The 18613-nt window shown below is 42.2% G+C and carries 18 protein-coding genes; 15 read left to right on the forward strand and 3 right to left on the reverse strand.

Annotated features, from left to right (window positions below):
* Entirely contained in the window at window positions 1-1686 is a 1686-nt protein-coding gene (locus tag AC1ECF_RS04360) for an Rqc2 family fibronectin-binding protein (protein ID WP_480388181.1), read from the reverse strand.
* 1062 nt (window positions 1687-2748) lie between these two features.
* Here AC1ECF_RS04360 and gmk point away from each other — a divergent pair.
* The 13 genes from gmk (at window position 2749) to spoVM (ending at window position 15199) form a co-directional block, all read left to right on the forward strand.
* The gene (gmk, locus tag AC1ECF_RS04365) at window positions 2749-3369 is read left to right on the forward strand and encodes a guanylate kinase (RefSeq protein ID WP_480388182.1); all 621 of its coding nucleotides are present in this window, start codon (window positions 2749-2751) and stop codon (window positions 3367-3369) included.
* Window positions 3370-3594, forward strand: a complete 225-nt coding sequence (rpoZ, locus tag AC1ECF_RS04370; RefSeq protein WP_480388183.1) for a DNA-directed RNA polymerase subunit omega — start codon at window positions 3370-3372, stop codon at window positions 3592-3594. It begins immediately after the preceding gene.
* 73 nt (window positions 3595-3667) lie between these two features.
* Complete coding sequence (gene coaBC / locus AC1ECF_RS04375) at window positions 3668-4876, forward strand: bifunctional phosphopantothenoylcysteine decarboxylase/phosphopantothenate--cysteine ligase CoaBC (protein ID WP_480388184.1); 1209 nt, start codon at window positions 3668-3670, stop codon at window positions 4874-4876.
* Window positions 4873-7287 (forward strand): primosomal protein N', encoded by a 2415-nt coding sequence (priA, locus tag AC1ECF_RS04380; RefSeq protein ID WP_480388185.1) that lies wholly within the window; start codon window positions 4873-4875, stop codon window positions 7285-7287. The genes coaBC and priA overlap by 4 nt, the downstream gene beginning before the upstream one ends.
* A gap of 26 nt (window positions 7288-7313) precedes the next feature.
* Window positions 7314-7808, forward strand: a complete 495-nt coding sequence (gene def, locus AC1ECF_RS04385) for a peptide deformylase (protein WP_480388186.1) — start codon at window positions 7314-7316, stop codon at window positions 7806-7808.
* Entirely contained in the window at window positions 7805-8746 is a 942-nt protein-coding gene (gene fmt, locus AC1ECF_RS04390) for a methionyl-tRNA formyltransferase (RefSeq protein WP_480388187.1), read from the forward strand. The genes def and fmt overlap by 4 nt, the downstream gene beginning before the upstream one ends.
* Window positions 8743-10095 carry a 16S rRNA (cytosine(967)-C(5))-methyltransferase RsmB gene (rsmB, locus tag AC1ECF_RS04395; protein ID WP_480388188.1) on the forward strand — a complete coding sequence of 451 codons (1353 nt, stop codon included), beginning with the start codon at window positions 8743-8745 and terminating at the stop codon, window positions 10093-10095. The genes fmt and rsmB overlap by 4 nt, the downstream gene beginning before the upstream one ends.
* Before the next feature lie 39 nt (window positions 10096-10134).
* Window positions 10135-10869 carry a Stp1/IreP family PP2C-type Ser/Thr phosphatase gene (locus tag AC1ECF_RS04400; protein WP_480388189.1) on the forward strand — a complete coding sequence of 245 codons (735 nt, stop codon included), beginning with the start codon at window positions 10135-10137 and terminating at the stop codon, window positions 10867-10869.
* A 2-nt stretch (window positions 10870-10871) separates the two neighbouring features.
* Window positions 10872-12869, forward strand: coding sequence for a Stk1 family PASTA domain-containing Ser/Thr kinase (gene pknB / locus AC1ECF_RS04405; RefSeq protein ID WP_480388190.1), 1998 nt, complete (start codon window positions 10872-10874; stop codon window positions 12867-12869).
* A gap of 12 nt (window positions 12870-12881) precedes the next feature.
* A complete protein-coding gene (gene rsgA / locus AC1ECF_RS04410; RefSeq protein ID WP_480388191.1) occupies window positions 12882-13763 on the forward strand; it encodes a ribosome small subunit-dependent GTPase A in 882 nt (293 codons plus the stop codon).
* 2 nt (window positions 13764-13765) lie between these two features.
* On the forward strand, window positions 13766-14434 hold the full coding sequence (rpe, locus tag AC1ECF_RS04415) for a ribulose-phosphate 3-epimerase (RefSeq protein ID WP_480388192.1): 669 nt from the start codon (window positions 13766-13768) through the stop codon (window positions 14432-14434).
* Window positions 14431-15087, forward strand: coding sequence for a thiamine diphosphokinase (locus AC1ECF_RS04420; RefSeq protein WP_480388193.1), 657 nt, complete (start codon window positions 14431-14433; stop codon window positions 15085-15087). Before rpe ends, AC1ECF_RS04420 begins: the two co-directional genes overlap by 4 nt.
* A 16-nt stretch (window positions 15088-15103) precedes the next feature.
* The gene (spoVM, locus tag AC1ECF_RS04425) at window positions 15104-15199 is read left to right on the forward strand and encodes a stage V sporulation protein SpoVM (RefSeq protein ID WP_480388194.1); all 96 of its coding nucleotides are present in this window, start codon (window positions 15104-15106) and stop codon (window positions 15197-15199) included.
* Window positions 15200-15254: 55 nt separating this feature from the next.
* On the opposite strand, the gene rpmB is transcribed toward spoVM, so the two are convergent.
* Complete coding sequence (gene rpmB / locus AC1ECF_RS04430) at window positions 15255-15443, reverse strand: 50S ribosomal protein L28 (protein WP_093263405.1); 189 nt, start codon at window positions 15441-15443, stop codon at window positions 15255-15257.
* A 247-nt stretch (window positions 15444-15690) separates the two neighbouring features.
* Here rpmB and AC1ECF_RS04435 point away from each other — a divergent pair, with 247 nt between their 5' ends.
* Window positions 15691-16053 carry an Asp23/Gls24 family envelope stress response protein gene (locus tag AC1ECF_RS04435; protein WP_480388195.1) on the forward strand — a complete coding sequence of 121 codons (363 nt, stop codon included), beginning with the start codon at window positions 15691-15693 and terminating at the stop codon, window positions 16051-16053.
* Between the two features lie 16 nt (window positions 16054-16069).
* Window positions 16070-17725: a DAK2 domain-containing protein gene (locus AC1ECF_RS04440; RefSeq protein WP_480388196.1), complete on the forward strand. Its 1656-nt coding sequence runs from the start codon at window positions 16070-16072 to the stop codon at window positions 17723-17725.
* Between the two features lie 86 nt (window positions 17726-17811).
* On the opposite strand, the gene AC1ECF_RS04445 is transcribed toward AC1ECF_RS04440, so the two are convergent.
* Window positions 17812-18105, reverse strand: a complete 294-nt coding sequence (locus tag AC1ECF_RS04445) for a hypothetical protein (RefSeq protein ID WP_480388197.1) — start codon at window positions 18103-18105, stop codon at window positions 17812-17814.
* Window positions 18106-18613: the final 508 nt, after the last annotated feature.

Raw genomic sequence — 18613 nt, forward strand, 5'->3', positions numbered from 1 at the left:
TTATTTTTTCATTTTTCGAATTAATTCTTCGTCAGGTGTGACAAAGAGGGTGTTTTGGTCAAAGTAGATAACGAAGCCGGGCTTCGAACCATTTGGCTTTTTCACTTGCTTGATGACTGTATAGTCTACTGGCACAGATGAGGATCCCCTTGCCTTACTGAAGTATGCTGCTAGGTTAGCGGCTTCCAGAAGGGCTGTTTCCGAAGGGTTGTCTGAATGAATCACGACATGGGATCCAGGGATGTCCTTCGTGTGCAACCAGGTGTCTGTTTTTTTCGCAAGCTTAAAGGTTACATAATCATTTTGCTTGTTGTTTTTCCCTACAGAGATCTCTGTGCCATCTGATGCAATGTACTTTTCGGGCATCGGTTTTACGAGCTTTTTCTTTTTCTTGGAGGCGCGAGATTTTAAGAGGCCTTGTTCCATTAGCTCCTCACGTATTTCCTCTATATCTGTTGGGGAGGCTTGCATTACCTGCTGATGCAACAGCTCAAAATAATGAATATCCTCTTTTGTAATGTTCATTTGCTGCTCTATTTTAAGCAAGGCAGTTTTTGCCTTTGTATACCGGTTGTAATAGCTCTGTGCATTTTGTGTGGCAGTTTTTCGATTGTCTAGAGGTATTTTCACTGTATTCTGGTCTTCATCATAGTAGTTAACAAGCTCAACTTCGCTTAAGCCTTTTTCGATTGCATAGGCATTTGCCATCAGCAGCTCGCCGTATAACTGGAAAGTATCTAGCTTTTCGGCTTGCTCTAAATCCTTTTGCAGCTTTTTCATTTTCAGCTTAAGCTTGTTTAATTCGTTCTGTAGCCAACGCTCTAAGTCGCCAGCTTGCTGCTTCACGCGGTCACGCTCAGCCTTTGCAAAGTACACACGGTCAAGCAAGCTACCTAAAGATGGCTCATTAAATTTTTCACCTTCTAAATGGGTAAGCTCATTCGGTGAATAAAATTGCTTTCCGTTCCATTCTACTAGCTGCTTAGCGGTGCCACCAGTCTGGAACTCTTTCATATAAGCTTGATAGATTTCCATTCGAGCGGATCCGGTAGAGAAACGATGTAGCAGCTCCTTCGCATGAAGAGGAGAGAAGCCGGCGATTTTTTCCACAATCTCCTTAGGTTCTTCCATACTTTCCAGTACGTCCTTCAGACTATCCGAAAACTCCAGCGGATGGAGCTTATCCTGGGCAGGTGGAGCAATGTATTGCTGACCTGGCATGATAGTTCGGTAGCTGTTCATGGAAGGAGGCAGGTGCTTAATGCTTTCTAGAATTAAGTTTCTACTTGGATCAACTAGTATTAGGTTACTATGTCGTCCCATGATTTCCATATGAATCTCGCGAGTGATATCATCACCGATTTCATTCTTGCTCAGAACTTCTAAAATAATAATTCGGTCAGCCTCGTGCTGTCTCACAGCGGTTATAATACCACCCTCTAAATGTTTGCGCAGCATCATGCAGAACATTGGGGGAGACGCTGGGTTATCAATCGATTCTTCTGTTAGTTGCATTCTAGAATAGGAAGGGTGAACCGAAAACAAGAGCTTATAATTCTGTCCTTGCGCTCGTATTTGCATAAGTATCTCTTGTGCATTTGGCTGATGTATCTTCGAAATTCGCCCAGTCACAATTCTTTGTAATTCAGTTGTCATTGATATAGTAAATAATCCATCAAAAGCCATGATTAATCCTCTTTCAAAACGTATTTAGTAGTCCTTTATCCAAGCATAAGAATAGAAACATCCTATGCGACTAATTATAATTAAAGTAGTAGGTTTTCCCTTAAGTGAAGGGGAAGCTGTCTATAATAAAGACATAAATAAAAAGGTATGCCAGGATTGTCTCAACCCTATTGAAGAAACGGCACTATTCAGCTTTTAACATTAAAGTGTTTCAATAAATCATACAACTATCTTGATTAGCATAGCAGTGGGAAGCGTCCGCATAGAGCGCTCACACTGTAATAGGCTCTTTTATTAGAAGCTTTCTAACACCAAGAGCGTCCACCTTAAGCGATAACATTAAATTAAGTTAGTTCTTTTGTTAGAATGAAACATATATTAAGTAGTTCAGCTCCACTTTCAACATCAAAAAGGTTCATTAAATCCTAATACCATCTTAATTAAAAAAGCAGCGACCGGCGGCGACTCCAGTGGGATGAGTGAGACAGATGAGACAGCACACCGACACGCGCAAGCGGCCGGTGCTGGCTCATCGCTCACCCCACGGAAAGCGTCCGCCGAGAGCGCTCACATTCAATAAATTCATTTGTTAGAATGAAGCATATTTAAGTAGCTCTGCTCAGCTTTCAAAATTAAAAGGTTCATTAAATCCTACCACCATTTTTATTAAAAGCAGCGACAGGCGGCGACTCCAGTGGTATGAGTGAAACAGATGAGACAGCACAACGGCACGCGCTAGCGTTCGGTGCTGGCATCTCTTAGGATGGAAAACTAAGAACGTCACATCGTGTGACAACGTTTTCCTGACCAACATCCTGTCGGCCTCACGGAAAGCGTCCGCCTAAAGCGTTCACACTAAAAAAAGTTCATTTGTTAGAATGAAACATATATTAAGTAGTTCAGCTCAGCTTTCAAAATTAAAAAGGTTCCTAAAAATATATTTTCTATCCACCATGTCGCTTTTCTTTTTATCTTATCATTTTAAACAGGAAATGTGTTATAATCACTAAAGTATGTATTCAAAATAGCAGACGGAGATAAGATGTAGTTGAAGGAGAAGTTATGCGGAGAGAAAAAGGTATATTAATCGTTTTATCTGGTCCATCAGGAGTTGGGAAAGGAACAGTACGAAAAGAACTGTTTTCAGAGCCTGAAACAAATTATGAATATTCCATTTCCATGACGACAAGACTTCCTAGAGAGGGAGAAATTGACGGAGTAGATTACTTCTTTAAAAAGAAAGAAGAATTTGAAGAGCTAATCGAACAAGGAAAGCTTCTAGAATACGCTTCCTATGTAGGCAATTATTATGGAACGCCGATTGACTATGTCAATGAAACGCTAGAGTCAGGACGAGATGTGTTCTTGGAAATCGAAGTACAGGGAGCGGCGCTTGTTCGAGAAAAAGCACCAGACGCTCTTTTTATTTTCCTTGCACCTCCAAGCCTAAGTGAACTAGAGCAGAGGCTAATTGGTAGAGGTACGGAAACGGAAGATGTGATTAACTCGCGAATCCAAGCAGCTAGACAAGAATTAGAAATGATGCACTTATACGATTATGTAGTGGAAAACGATGAGGTTTCCAAGGCATGCTCGAAAATAAATGCGATTGTCGCTGCGGAGCATTGTCGCAGAGAGCGAGTAGAAAAAAGATATTTAGCCATGTTGGAGGGAGAAGTATAAATGTTATATCCATCAGTAGATTCTTTAAAAAATAAGATTGATTCCAAGTATTCTTTAGTAAGTGTTGCTTCCAAAAGAGCAAGACAGCTACAAGAACAAGGTGGCGAGCGCTTGCACAAATACGTTTCAGCTAAACAGGTTGGAAAAGCGTTGGAGGAAGTAGCCGCAGGAGAACTGACAATCGTAACTGCAGACGAAAAAGCGGTATACGAAGACGAAGTATAATAAGGGCACAGCAGACACCTCCCAAGGAATGATTCGTTCTTTGGGAGGTTATTGTTTAGAGAGGGGATTAGAGATGTTGGCATCCAAAAATATATTGGTTTGTGTTACAGGTGGGATTGCCGTATATAAGGCAGTCGCGCTTGTTAGTAAATTAACGCAGGCTGGGGCAAACGTGAAAGTAATCATGACGGAATCGGCAAAGCAATTTGTACAGCCTCTTACGTTTCAAGCGATGTCTCGCAATGATGTCTATTTTGATACATTCGATGAAAAGGATTCAAGTGTAATCGCCCATATTGATTTGGCAGATTGGGCTGACTTAGTTATTGTGGCACCAGCGACAGCGAATGTGATTGGAAAGCTTGCGAATGGCATTGCGGATAATATGGTGACGACCACACTTCTCGCAACTACTGCAGATGTTTGGATTGCTCCTGCAATGAACGTACATATGTATGACCATCCTGCTGTCATTCGAAATATACAACAGCTTTCAAAGGACGGCTATTCCTTTATTGAGCCCTCTGAAGGCTTTTTGGCATGTGGCTATGTTGGGAAAGGAAGATTAGAGGAGCCAGAAAATATCGTGAAGCTGGTAGAAGCATATTTTCAACCAAAGGAGCTTCCGTTAAAGGGGAAAAAGGTTGTCGTAACTGCCGGTCCAACAAGAGAGAGAATTGACCCGGTACGTTACTTGACCAATTTCTCCAGCGGGAAAATGGGCTACGCAATGGCCGAGGCCGCTGCAGCTTTAGGAGCGGAGACTGTTTTGATTTCTGGACCAGTAAATATACAACCCCCAGCAAATGTACAAGTTATCTCTATTGAAAGTGCAGAGGAAATGCTTCAAGCGGTCCTTTCTCACTATGATACTGCCTCCATCGTCGTGAAAACGGCTGCAGTTGCAGACTATCGTCCAAAGGAAGTCCATTCGCAAAAGATGAAGAAAAAGGATGGAGATGCTTCTATTATTTTAGAGCGGACAAGCGATATTCTTTCCGAGCTTGGTAAAAGAAAGAAGCATCAGCTGCTAATTGGCTTTGCTGCAGAAACGAATGATGTCGTGCATTATGCAAAGGGTAAGCTAGAAAAGAAAAATGCAGATTATATTGTTGCGAACGATGTGACGGAGGAAGGCTCCGGCTTTGGTACGGAAACCAATTCGGTCACATTAGTTGGCAAGGGCAATGTGAAGATTCATTTTCCGCACGCCTCGAAAAAGGAGCTTGCGCTTCAGCTGTTTGAAACCATTCTGCAATTAGAGAAAGATGATCGTCCATGATTGTAGGGGTAATTGTAGACGTTGCTGCATATCCTATTGACCGCCCCTTCGATTATTATGTTCCTGCACACTTGGAAGACCTTGTGGAAAAAGGAAGCCGAGTGCATGTGCCATTCGGAAATCGCAGAGTGCAAGGTTTTATTACCGAAGTTAAACGCAATACCGACATAGATCAATCGAAGCTCAAGGAAGTTCAATCAATTATCGACGTAGAACCTGTCATTACGGACGAGCTTTTAGCTTTATCGAAATGGATGACGAAAAAGACACTTTGCTATGAAATAGATGCTTTACAGGTAATGCTTCCTGCTGCTTTAAGGGCATCCTATAAGAAATTTATCAAAATGGTCGAGCCTGACAAAGTCGATCAAGAGCTACTGGAGCTGTTTGGAAAACGAGAGAAGCTTCCATATGAAGCATTTGAAAAAGCTGGCTTGCTGCCTCAGATGAAAAAGCATTTAACCGATGGCTCCTTGGAGCTAGAAAATGTGATTAAGCAGCAAGCGAAGGCAAAAACTGTGACCACCTACCATTTAGTAGACAACGAAGCGTTTGTTAAAGAACAGCTAGATAGCCTGACAAAGCAGGCAAAAAAGCAACGAGAGCTAATAGAATGGTTATTGGCGCAAGAGCAGGATAAGTCCTTTACCATGCAGGAAATGGTGGAGGCTACGCTTGTAAGCAATGCAACGGTCAAATCGTTAATTGAAAAGGGTATTTTAATAAAAGCGAAGGAAGAGGTTTACCGTGAGATTGCTTCGCTTGATTACCAGGACCAAGATAAACGAGTGGAGCTGAATGAAGAGCAGGCTATTGCGTTGTCCCACATAACGCAAGCACAAGAACAGCATCAGCCGACTACTTTTTTGCTGCACGGAATAACGGGCAGTGGGAAAACAGAGATTTATTTACATGCCATCGAGAGAGCTATCTCCGAAGGTAAGCAAGCTATTATGCTCGTACCGGAAATATCGCTCACTCCTCAAATGACTCGTCGCTTTAAGCTTCGTTTTGGAGACCAGGTTGCTGTAATGCATAGTGGTTTATCCATCGGGGAAAAGTTTGATGAGTGGCGAAAAATTCGGAGAGGCGAGGTGAAGGTAGTGGTAGGCGCACGCTCCGCTATCTTTGCTCCTTTCACCAATTTAGGTGTCATTATTCTCGATGAAGAGCATGAATCCTCCTACAAGCAAGAGGATACTCCACGCTATCATGCGAGAGATGTGGCCATTTGGCGAGGAGAGTATCATCATTGTCCCGTTATATTAGGGAGCGCAACTCCTTCCCTTGAGTCATTCGCAAGAGCCTCTAAGGGAGTCTATACACTTCTATCTCTTCACAAGCGCGCAAAGGATCAAGCGCTACCTACCGTGAATGTCGTGGACATGCGCGCCGAGCTAAAAGGCGGTAACCGTTCTATGTTCAGTGTGCCCCTTGCAGATGCAATACGTGACAAATTAGAGAAGAAAGAGCAAATCGTTCTTTTCTTAAATAAAAGAGGATTCTCCTCTTTTGTCCTATGTCGAGATTGCGGTACTGTGGTGGAATGCAATAATTGTGATATCTCGCTCACCTATCATAGAGAAGGAGAGCATCTGAAATGTCACTATTGTGGGCACGAGGAGCCGGTTCCTCATCAATGTCCAGAGTGTGGAAGTGAACATATACGCTTCTTTGGCACCGGGACTCAAAAGGTAGAAGAGGAAATCACCAAATTATTTCCGCAGGCAAGAGTTCTTCGAATGGATGTAGATACAACTAGAACGAAAGGATCGCATGAGCGCATATTAAAGGAATTCGGAGACGGTGGAGCAGACATTCTCCTAGGGACTCAGATGATTGCAAAGGGTCTGGACTTCCCTAACATCACCTTGGTTGGCGTATTAAACGCAGATACGACGCTTCATTTAGCTGATTTCCGAGCGTCTGAAAAAACCTTTCAGCTAATGACACAGGTAAGTGGTCGAGCGGGCAGACATCAGAAAGAGGGAGTCGTATTTATTCAAACTTATACCCCGGAGCATTATGCCATCGAATTTTCGAAGAACCAGCTTTACGAGCCATTTTATAAAAATGAAATGATGATGCGTAAGCAATATGAATATCCGCCATTTTATTATGTGACGTTGGTACAAGTAACGCATGAGAATGTATTGGCAGCAGCTGAGCATGCCAAGCTTGCTACTGATTGGCTAAAAGAAAACCTGTCGCCAGGGACTATCGTGATTGGTCCAACAGCAAGTGCGATTAGCCGGATACAGAATAGATATCGCTATCAATGTTTGATAAAATACAAAAAAGAACCATTATTAATAGAAAAATTACAGCAATTAATTAAGATATACCGTACGGAATGGATGAAAAAAGGGATTACCCTATCCGTTGATTTGGATCCATCCACTATTTTATAAGCTGTTGGAAAAGAGGAATGTAACACATGGCAATACGACCAATTATCACCCATCCAAATGACTTATTAACACAGAAATGTAGAGAGGTTACAGCGTTTGATGAAAGCCTTGCTAACCTTTTAGACGATATGTACGATACGATGGTCGCTTCCGATGGGATTGGAATCGCTGCTCCACAAGTAGGCGAAACAATTCAAGTCGCAATCGTTGACCTCGGGGAAGGGCAAGAGGTCATTGAAATGATCAACCCGGTAGTAGTAGCGGTTGGAGGATCTGAAATTGAGGTAGAAGGCTGTCTTAGCTTCCCAGATATTTATGGCGAGGTTGAAAGACCGTTCTATGTCAAGATTGAGGCACAAGACAGAGACGGCTCTTTATATGAGCTAGAGGCTGAGGATTACGAAGCAAGAGCGATTCTACACGAAATAGATCATTTGCACGGTGTTTTATTTACATCAAAGGTCATTCGATATGTGGATTTAGAAGAGTTAGAGGCTGAGGGAGAGGAGGAAGAGCTATGACATCGATTGTATTTATGGGAACGCCTGCATTCTCCGCTCCTATTTTAAGGATGCTGGTTGAAGAGGGCTATGATGTGCTAGCAGTAGTCACGCAGCCGGATCGTCCAGTTGGTAGGAAGAAGGTGCTGACTCCTCCACCAGTGAAGGAAGAGGCAGTAAAGCTTGGTTTACCAGTGCTTCAGCCAGAAAAGCTAAAGGGCTCTGAAGAATTACAGCAGGTGCTAGATTTACAGCCGGATTTAATCGTAACCGCTGCTTTCGGGCAGATTCTTCCAAAGGTGATTCTGGATGCACCGCGACTGGGCTGCATTAATGTACACGCATCTCTTTTGCCAGCATACAGAGGTGGCGCGCCGATTCACCAAGCGATTATGGATGGGCAAGATAAAACAGGCGTTACTATCATGTATATGGAAGAAAAGCTGGATGCAGGAGATATTATCTCTCAGCGAGAAATTCCAATCGGTCATCACGATGACACAGGCCTCCTTTTTGAAAAGCTGAGTGAGGTTGGGAAAGAGCTTTTAAAAGACACATTGCCTTCTATCGTAAATGGAACGAATGAGCGAATAAAACAAGATGAATCGAAGGTTACCTTCGCTAGAAACATCTCCAGAGAGCAGGAAAGAATCGATTGGCATAAGTCTGCTTTAGAAATTCATAACCAAATCCGTGGTCTTCATCCGTGGCCTGTTGCATATACAACATTAGATGGACAAACAGTGAAGATTTGGAGAGCGGATGTAGAGAAGATGCAAGCTTCTCAAGAGCCGGGTGCGGTTGTGAAAATTGAAAAGGATTATTTTGTCGTGCAAGCAGGAACGAATGAAGCAGTTCGGGTTTTAGAACTGCAACCTGCAGGGAAAAAGAAAATGACCTCTACCGACTATTTACGTGGTGTCGGAGGGAAATTGCAATTAGGAGATAAATTTGAATGACAAAAAAATCAGAGAAAATTTGGAATGGGAACGTCCGCGACGCAGCATTGTCCATCCTCATGGCTGTTGAGAAGCAGCAGGCATACAGCAACCTTTTACTTCATCAAACCATCGAAAAGTATCAAATCGATCCAAAGGACCGCGCGCTTCTGACAGAGCTAACGTACGGGACAATTCAGCATAAGATGACGCTAGATTATTATTTGGAGCCATTTATAAAGGGAAAATTAGACGACTGGGTTAGACAGCTTTTACGTCTTTCTTTATATCAAATCCACTATCTATCTAGGATTCCAGATCATGCAGCTGTAAACGAGGCTGTAGAGATTTCGAAAAGACGCGGTCACAAAGGGATTGCTTCTATGGTCAATGGAATTCTTCGCTCTATATTAAGAGAAGGAGTACGTTCGACAGAAGAAATCACGGATAAGGTGGAGCGATTATCTATTGAGACAAGTCATCCGCTTTGGATGGTCAATAGATTTATCTCTGAATATGGCTTTGAAGAATCGGAGAAAATGCTGAAGGAAAATAATGAGCCACCTGTGACGACCTTGCGTGTAAATCTGTTCAAGCGCACTGTCGACCAAGTACTTCATTTATTGACCCAAGAAGGATATGTGGTGGCAAGGAGCGAACATATACCTGAGTGTATTTATTTATTCAACGGACAAGCAGCAAAAACGACTGCCTTCCAAAAGGGCTTTGTCACCATTCAAGACGAAAGCTCGATGATTCCTGCCTATGCACTGCAGGCGGAGCCTGGGATGACGGTGCTGGATATGTGCTCTGCTCCGGGAGGAAAAACAACGCATATCGCGGAGAAAATGAAAAACACAGGCAAGCTCGTCGCGATGGATATCCATCAGCATAAGCTGAAGCTCGTTCGAGAAAATGCAGACCGCTTAGGCTTTAGCTTTATCGAAACAATGGAAATGGATGCTCGAAAGGCGTCCGAAATATTTCCGGCGGAATCCTTTGATCGTATTCTAGTGGATGCTCCTTGCAGTGGTCTTGGCGTAGTCAAGCGTAAGCCGGATATCAAATACACAAAAAGTGAGAAGGATTTTGATTCTCTTAAACCAATACAATTAAAGCTTTTAGAAGAGGCGTATAAGCTATTAAAGCCCCACGGAATTCTTGTCTACAGTACTTGTACGGTGGATCGTGAAGAAAATGAAGGCACGACGAAAATCTTCTTAGAAAAACATCCAGATATGCAACTAACATCCTTTCCAGACGTTATAAAGAATATAAAAACGCAGACTCAGGAAGGGATGCTTCAAATCTTTCCACAGGATTTAAGAAGTGATGGTTTTTACGTAGCTGTTTTTCAAAAAAAGAGCTGAAAGTTCCTCTGCTCAAACCATAAAGAGGTGAACGATTAGATGAAGTTCGTTGTGAAGACTGATGTTGGGATGAAAAGAACAATAAATGAGGATAGGGTCGGAGTGTTTAGTCGTGGTGACCTGGTGATTGCGGTGATTGCGGATGGAATGGGCGGACATAATGCAGGTGATGTGGCGAGTGAAATTGCTATAACGGAATTTGAAAAGTACTTTCAAACATTTGACCCGTCCTCTCAAGATGCAAAAGAATGGCTTACGTATACTTTCCAGAGCATCAACCAGATTATAGCTAAGCATTCCTCCTCTAATGAGGGCTGTGAAGGAATGGGGACCACGCTGATTGCTGGCCTTTTCGAAAAGGAAAAGGGTATCATCGCGCATATTGGTGACAGTCGGGTGTACCAAGTATCAAAAAATCGCGTTCATTTGATTACCAGAGACCATTCTTATGTGAATGTTTTGATTGATTCAGGTGAAATCAATGAGGAGCAGGCTAGATTTCATCCAATGAAAAATGTCATGATGAAGGCAGTTGGAACAGAAAAAGCCATTCAGCCCGATTTTTTTGAAGTGGAGTTTGAGCCGGACTCGTATTTTTTATTCTGTACTGATGGATTGAGCAACAAACTAAGTGAATCATTTATTCAGGAAACATTATATTCGGATGAATCCCTTCAGAAAAAGGGAGAGGTTTTAGTAAAAGAAGCCAATAATTCTGGAGGAGAAGATAATATTTCGTTAATTTTATTAACTAATAAGGAACAGGAGGTGTAAGGATGCTGATAGGAAAACGAATTAGTGGTAGATATAAGCTGCTAGAAATGATCGGTGGAGGCGGTATGTCCAATGTTTACCTAGCTCACGATATGATTTTAGACAGAGACGTTGCGATCAAGGTGCTTCGATACGACTTTTCGAATGAAGAGGAGCTTCGTAGACGCTTTCAGCGAGAGGCTTTATCTGCTACCAGCCTTACACACCCTAACATTGTAAATATTTATGATGTTGGAGAAGACGGGGATATCCATTATATCGTCATGGAATACGTGAAAGGAGAAACCTTAAAACAGTACATACAGAGAAATGCACCAATTTCACCAAGTAAATCTGTGGCTATTATGAGACAGCTAACTTCCGCAATCGCAGCTGCCCATTTAAATCACATTATTCATCGAGATATTAAGCCACAAAATATTTTAGTGGACGAACAAGGGGATATCAAAATAACGGATTTTGGTATTGCGATGGCGCTTAGTGCAACTTCTCATACGCAGACGAATTCTGTTTTAGGGACAGTTCATTACCTTTCACCTGAACAGGCAAGAGGTGGAACCGCTACCAGACAATCAGATATATATGCGCTTGGAATCGTATTATTTGAACTCCTAACTGGACAAGTCCCTTTTTCCGGCGAATCGGCAGTCTCGATTGCATTAAAGCATTTACAAGCAGAGACCCCTTCCGTTCGGGCAATGGTTCCTAACATACCACAAAGCTTAGAAAATGTTGTCTTGAAGGCAACTGCGAAGGATCCAAGACACAGATATCGCTCGGCAGAAGAAATGGAGAGAGACCTTTCCACTTCTTTATCGGCAGAGCGTGCGAATGAGGAAAAATTTGTGATAGAGACAGATGAAGGTGCCACTAAGGTGCTACCAATCATTAAAGAGCCTGTGCCTTATGAGGAAGTCGCAGAAACGAAAAAAATGGAGCCGGTAAAATCAGCTGAGGCTGCCCCTCCATCTGCAAAGCAACCGAAGAAAAAGAAGAAAATGGGTTTGATTATTGGTGGGATCCTTGCAGGGATATTGCTCCTTGCATTGCTTGTGTTCCTATTGTTCCCAGGCTGGTTTAAGCCAGATAAAATTGAAATACCAGAGGTTGAAGGAATGACCCTAGAGGAAGTAATCTCGACTCTAGAAGAGGCAGGATTTGAAGCGGGAGAAGAGATATTAGAATTTAGTGATGAAGTAGAAAAGGATTTGGTCATTGGCACCTCTCCTGAAGCTGGCAAGGAAAGAGAAGAGGGAACGGTCATTGATATCTTTATTTCTCAAGGAAAGCAGACCTCTGCAATCGGAGATTATAGAGGAAGAGATATTGAACAAGTATTAACGCTGCTTCAAAACCAAGATCTGCGGAGTATTGATCAAAAAGAAGAATTCTCCGATAAACCCAAGGGGACGATTATTAAGCAGGAGCCTGAACCAGGCACGGAGATAGTGCCAGAGGAAACGGATTTGATCTTTACAGTTAGTAAGGGACCAGACTTACGGACGGTAAAGGACTTAACAGGCTTTAATGAAAAAGCATTAGAGGATTATGGACAAAGCTCTGGATTCAAAATTTCTATCAAGAATAAGGTGCATTCCAACTCGGTTCCTGCTGGAAATGTGATAGAGCAAAGTCCTAAGGCTAACACGCAAGTGCCACCAGGGAGTACAATTGAGGTAACCATATCTATTGGTCCAGAAGAAAAGCATACGAAGACTTTTATAAAAGAGGTAACGATTCCTTACAACGATCCTTCTGAAGGTGAAGAGGGAGAGGATGATGGGAATGAAGAACAGACTCCTGAAAAACAGCTTGTTCGTATCTATATTGAAGACAAAGAACGTTCGATGGCAGAGCCAGTAGAAGAATTTGAGCTCGTTGAAACCACAACTAGAAGGCTATCCTTGCAAATCGTGGAAGGTGAAAAAGCGGCCTATCGAATTATGATAAACAATCAAACAATTGAAGAACGAACAATCGGCTATGACGAAATAAAATAAGGGAGGCTTTTAATGCCAAAAGGTCAAATTAGAAAAGCGTTAAGTGGATATTATTATGTGTATGACGATGGAAAGCTCATTCAGTGTAGAGGAAGAGGAGTTTTTCGAAACAGAGGGGAGTCCCCGTTAGTTGGGGACTTCGTCGATTATACAGTAGAAGGCGAAAATGATGGCACCATCACGGTGATTCATGACAGAAAGAACAGTCTTGTTCGACCTCCTATCGCCAATATCGATCAAGCGATATTAGTTTTTTCCGTGAAGGAGCCGGATTTTAATACAATTCTGCTAGACCGTTTCTTAGTAGTATTAGAATCCTTTCATGTGGAGCCAATCATCTGTCTGACAAAAATGGATTTATTGGATGAAGCCACTAGTAAAAAGATTGCAGAGTATGTAGAGCATTACCGAGAAATCGGTTATGAGGTACTCATGACTTATAAGGATGAAGAGAACTTGACAGAGGTGATCAGCCCTATCCTAGAAGGCAAAATCACTGTATTAGCCGGTCAATCGGGTGTTGGGAAGTCTACGCTTCTTAACACGCTACTGCCAAGTCTTCAACTGAAGACCGGTGTAATCTCAGATGCATTAGGACGAGGAAAGCATACGACAAGACATGTAGAGCTTATCGAGGTCTGTGGTGGTCTACTTGCGGACACGCCTGGCTTTAGCTCCTTTGAATTTGATTTAATTGAAAAAGAAGAGCTTACCAACTGTTTTCCAGATTTTGTGGACAGGCAGGATGGCTGTAAATTTAGAGGCTGTATGCATATCAACGAGCCGAAATGTGCCGTTAAGAGTGCAGTAGAGGTAGGGGAAATTAAAGACTATCGCTATAAACATTATTTACAGTTCTTCGAAGAAATTGCAGAAAGAAAGCCGAGGTATTAATCATGGTAAAAATCGCACCTTCCATTTTAGCAGCAAATTTTGCGAAGCTTGGAGAAGAAGTAGTAGAAGTAGAAAAAGCAGGAGCAGAGTTAATCCATATTGATGTTATGGATGGTCATTTCGTGCCGAATATTACAATGGGACCAATCGTAGTGGAGGCGTTGCGACCACTTACGAAGCTACCATTAGATGTTCACTTGATGATTGAGAACCCAGATCAATACATCGAAATGTTTGCGAAGGCGGGCGCTGACTATATTACGGTTCATGTGGAGGCTTGTCCTCATTTGCACCGAACGATCCAATTGATTCGCTCATTTGGTGTAAAGCCGGGTGTCGTGCTAAACCCTCATACACCGATCTCTTCTATCCAACATATATTGGAGGATGTGGATATGGTGCTATTTATGACGGTTAATCCAGGCTTTGGAGGCCAGAAATTTATTCATTCCGTTCTTCCGAAGGTGAAAGAATTAGCTGAAATCGTGAAAGAGAGAAATCTTTCCATTGATATAGAGATTGATGGCGGAATTAATGAAGAGACGATTAAGCTATGTGTGGAAGCGGGAGCTAATATCTTTGTTGCTGGCTCTGCTATTTATAATGCTCCAAATAGAGCGGAGGCACTTCAAGCAATTAAGCAAGCCGGCTTAAGTGTGGCAGGCAAATGAAAAGGGTCTTTATTTGTTCAGGAGGCCCTATAGAGGAAGTTGTGGAAGTGAAGCAGCTTCCTTTTTCTATGGAAGAGACTATCTTTATAGGGGCAGATAGGGGGGCAATCCACTTAGTAAACCAGGGGATTGTTCCCAATGAAATTATTGGGGATTTTGATTCTTTGGTGGATGGAGAGCTAGAGCTTTTAAAAGAAAAAATTCCTCACGTTACCATTCTTCCAGCTGAAAAAGATGAAACGGATACACATTTAGCTTTGAGAGAAGCGATGAAATACAAACCTGAAGAGGTTTATGTAACGGGAATCAGTGGTGGTAGGCTGGATCATTACGAGGCTGCCTTGCACGATGTATGTGGCTTTCAGCAAGCAAATCCAGACGTTCGCTTTTTTATTCAAAACAAGCAAAATAAGCTCCAGTTTTTATTGCCAGGGACTCACATCTTAGAAAATGACCTAGGTTACAAATACGTATCGTTCTTCGCTTTTGCACGGGATATTGAAAATGTTTCCTTGGAAGGTTTTTTATACAACGTGGAGAAAGAAACGATTCAAATCGGAAATGGGCGGTTTACGAGCAATCAACAAGTAGGACGAACAAGTCATATCTCCTTTGATACAGGCATATGTTTAATGATAAGAAGCAGTGACTGAAAAAGGGAGGATTTCTGTGAAGGTCTATACATTTAAGTTGCCTAAATCTGTCAGCAGCATTATGAAGGTTTGCATCAAGATATTTAAAAAGGAAGACGAGAAAAAGGGATAGAAAAGAAATAATGCCAGGTCGACTATTGTCGACCTGGCATTAACTATGAGTACGATTAAACGCGCTCAATTTTTCCTGATTTTAAAGCTCTAGCAGATACCCACACACGTTTAGGTTTGCCATCTACAAGAATACGTACTTTTTGAAGGTTAGCTCCCCAAGTACGCTTGTTAGCATTCATAGCGTGAGAACGAGCATTACCAGAACGAGCTTTACGCCCAGTGATTGCACATACTTTTGGCATTATAAGTTCCTCCTTTAAAAAAGAAGCTGAAAGATTTTTCAGTTCGATATTTCACATACTTTAATAATTTAACACAGACTGAAACTTGACGCAAGTATATCAAGAAAAAAACCTTTACACATACTTTCGATAAAATTAACCAATATTGGGTAACATAGAAAAACTAGACGAAAATAAACGTCTCTTTTATAATTTTATAGGGTGTAGTACAATAAGGGATAGTCAAAAAGACTTGGGAGGTTTCAGCATGTCTATAGAATTAAGAAATGAATTCGGTCAAATTGATATATCACAAGATACTATAGCGCAAATTGCAGGTGGCGCTGCAGTGGAATGCTACGGTATTGTCGGTATGGCATCTAAGCACCAAATAAGAGATGGTTTAACTGATATACTGAGAAAAGAAAACTTCACTAAGGGAGTTTTAGTGCGACAAGATAAAGATGGTTTACACATCGACATGTATATTATTGTTAGTTACGGAACAAAAATCTCAGAAATAGCTTATCAAGTTCAATCTAAAGTAAAATATACGCTAAATAAATCTCTTGGTATGCAGGTGAAATCCGTAAACGTCTACGTACAAGGAGTTCGCGTGGCAAACGTTTGATTAAGGAGAGAAAATGATGAAATCGATTAATGGTAACCAATTTGCAGATATGGTGAAGATGGGTGCACACCATCTTTTCCAAAATGCAGATTATGTAGATGCATTAAATGTATTCCCTGTACCAGATGGTGACACGGGAACAAATATGAATCTTTCTATGACTTCTGGGGCGAAGGAAACCGCAGCAAACACAAGTGAGCATATCGGGAAAACTGCTCAAGCATTATCAAAGGGATTGCTGATGGGGGCACGCGGAAATTCTGGTGTTATTCTTTCGCAGCTTTTCAGAGGGTTTGGTAAGTCCATCGAAAGCTATGCTTCATTAGATGCAAAGCAGTTCGCACAGGCATTGCAATATGGAGTAGAAACAGCTTACAAAGCGGTGATGAAGCCAGTAGAGGGTACCATCCTTACAGTAGCGAAGGATTCAGCTAAAAAAGCTGTAGAGGTTAGTGAAACAGTTACGGATATCCGTGAACTGATGACTGCTGTTGTGGAAGAAGCAAAGCAATCATTAAACAGAACGCCAGAGCTATTACCAGTGCTAAAAGAGGTCGGAGTAGTAGACAGCGGCGGCCAAGGGTTAGTTTTTGTCTACGAGGGCTTCCTTGCTAGTCTAAAGGGTGAAGCGCTCCCAGAAAAAACAGTTGGAAATTCCATGGACGATCTAGTAAGTGCCGAGCATCATAAGCATGTTCAAGGATTTATGGATACTGCAGACATTGAATTTGGCTTCTGTACAGAGTTCATGGTTCGCCTAGAAGATGGGAAGAAGAAGTTTGATGAATCAGACTTCCGTAATGACCTTAGTGTTTATGGCGATTCCCTACTAGTTATTTCCGATGATGAAGTCGTGAAAATTCATATTCACTCCGAAACTCCTGGAGAAGTACTAACATACGGACAGCAATACGGAGAGCTAATCAAGATTAAGATTGAAAATATGCGTCAGCAGCATACAGATATTGTCGGCGAAGGCCATGTTGCGGAAGTACCAGCAAAAAAATCTGAGATCCATCCTTACGCTGTCGTAACGGTAGCAATGGGTAGCGGCGTTGCCGAGCTACTAAAAAGCTTAGGTGCATCTGCTGTAATTGAGGGCGGACAAACTATGAACCCTTCCACAGAGGACATCGTGAAAGCGATTGAAGCAGTGGGAGCAGAAAGAGTTTTAATCCTGCCTAACAATAAAAACATTATCATGGCTGCAGAGCAAGCAGCAGAAGTAATGGGAATCGAAGCGGCAGTAGTGCCAACGAAAACGATTCCACAAGGGATGGCAGCAGTTCTTGCTTTCAACCCACAAGCTAGCGTAGAAGACAACCAACGCAATATGACAGCTGCCTTTGCCGGTGTAAAAACTGGCCAGGTCACTTTTGCTGTGCGCGACACTTCTATTGATGGAATTGAAATCAAAAAAGATGACTTCATGGCAATTGCTGAAGGCAAAATTATTCTAGCTGACCCTTCAAGAGAAGAAGCAGCAACCAAGCTAGCGAAAGAAATCATTGACGAAGATGCAGAAATTGTTACAGTTATCTACGGCGAAGATGTTTCCCAAGAGGACGCAGAAAACTTTGCAGCATTTATCGAGGAGCAATTCGAAGACGTCGAGGTAGAAGTATATAACGGAAAGCAACCGCTATATCCGTATATTCTATCTGTTGAATAAAATCATTTGAGCATTTTCTGCTCCCTGATTGGGGAGTGGGGAATGCTTTTTGTTTTGGGGGATGGAAACTAGGGTGTTGGAAGTGTTCAGTCCAGCCAAGAGAGTGAGCTGATTGTCGGGATAAAGGGAGCTGGAGACATAGGGAGTATATTTTGTGGCAGAAATTGATTGTCGCAAAAAAAATAGGGCTGATTGTAGTAAAAAATGGGAGTGATTGTAGCACTTTTTGTTTCGTTGAAATTGATTGTAGCAAAATTAGCATTGATTGTAGCAAGAATGTCGGTCATTGTAGCAAAAATGGGAATGATTGTAGCACTTTTTTCAAGAGCAGATCCCTTCGCCAGGTTACTCTCGTTCGTCTGGTGTTTATTCTCACTCATAGATGATTTACTCTCGGATAGACCATCTTTATTCTCATTCGGCCGGGTTACTCTCGTTCGAGCGGGGTTTATTCTCACTCGCGGATGATTTACTCTCATTCAAATTGGTGGAAGGGCATGGCCTATGTCCACTTGCTATCAAGGTCGTCCTTACTCTCGGTCGTGGGGTGGTTACTCTCGTTTGTCTGGTGTTTATTCTCACTCGTGGATGATTTACTCTCATTCAAATTGGTGGAAGGGCATGACCTATGTCCATTTGCTATCGAGGTCGGCCTTACTCTCAGTTGTGGGGTGGTTACTCTCGTTCGGATTTGGTTTATTCTCACTCATAGATGATTTACTCTCGGATAGACCATCTTTACTCTCATTCAGCCGGGTTACTCTCGTTTGTCTGGGATTTATTCTCACTCACAGATAATTTACTCTCATTCAAATTGTTGGAAGGGCATGGCCTATGTCCACTTGCTATGGGGGTTCGTTCGGGATCCCGTTACTCTCAGATAGATGG

This window comes from Psychrobacillus sp. Z3-81 (assembly GCF_056620325.1).

Excerpts from the sequence above, each read along its gene's own strand:
- AC1ECF_RS04420 (WP_480388193.1), top strand. The coding sequence starts at position 14,431 with ATGAAAAGGGTCTTTATTTGTTCAGGAGGCCCTATAGAGGAAGTTGTG.
- AC1ECF_RS04435 (WP_480388195.1), top strand. The coding sequence starts at position 15,691 with ATGTCTATAGAATTAAGAAATGAATTCGGTCAAATTGATATATCACAA.
- rsmB (WP_480388188.1), top strand. The coding sequence starts at position 8,743 with ATGACAAAAAAATCAGAGAAAATTTGGAATGGGAACGTCCGCGACGCA.
- gmk (WP_480388182.1), top strand. The coding sequence starts at position 2,749 with ATGCGGAGAGAAAAAGGTATATTAATCGTTTTATCTGGTCCATCAGGA.
- AC1ECF_RS04360 (WP_480388181.1), bottom strand. The coding sequence starts at position 1,686 with ATGGCTTTTGATGGATTATTTACTATATCAATGACAACTGAATTACAA.
- AC1ECF_RS04400 (WP_480388189.1), top strand. The coding sequence starts at position 10,135 with ATGAAGTTCGTTGTGAAGACTGATGTTGGGATGAAAAGAACAATAAAT.
- rpmB (WP_093263405.1), bottom strand. The coding sequence starts at position 15,443 with ATGCCAAAAGTATGTGCAATCACTGGGCGTAAAGCTCGTTCTGGTAAT.
- pknB (WP_480388190.1), top strand. The coding sequence starts at position 10,872 with ATGCTGATAGGAAAACGAATTAGTGGTAGATATAAGCTGCTAGAAATG.
- AC1ECF_RS04445 (WP_480388197.1), bottom strand. The coding sequence starts at position 18,105 with ATGAGTGAGAATAAACACCAGACGAACGAGAGTAACCTGGCGAAGGGA.
- coaBC (WP_480388184.1), top strand. The coding sequence starts at position 3,668 with ATGTTGGCATCCAAAAATATATTGGTTTGTGTTACAGGTGGGATTGCC.
- priA (WP_480388185.1), top strand. The coding sequence starts at position 4,873 with ATGATTGTAGGGGTAATTGTAGACGTTGCTGCATATCCTATTGACCGC.
- fmt (WP_480388187.1), top strand. The coding sequence starts at position 7,805 with ATGACATCGATTGTATTTATGGGAACGCCTGCATTCTCCGCTCCTATT.
- def (WP_480388186.1), top strand. The coding sequence starts at position 7,314 with ATGGCAATACGACCAATTATCACCCATCCAAATGACTTATTAACACAG.
- rpe (WP_480388192.1), top strand. The coding sequence starts at position 13,766 with ATGGTAAAAATCGCACCTTCCATTTTAGCAGCAAATTTTGCGAAGCTT.
- rsgA (WP_480388191.1), top strand. The coding sequence starts at position 12,882 with ATGCCAAAAGGTCAAATTAGAAAAGCGTTAAGTGGATATTATTATGTG.
- AC1ECF_RS04440 (WP_480388196.1), top strand. The coding sequence starts at position 16,070 with ATGAAATCGATTAATGGTAACCAATTTGCAGATATGGTGAAGATGGGT.
- rpoZ (WP_480388183.1), top strand. The coding sequence starts at position 3,370 with ATGTTATATCCATCAGTAGATTCTTTAAAAAATAAGATTGATTCCAAG.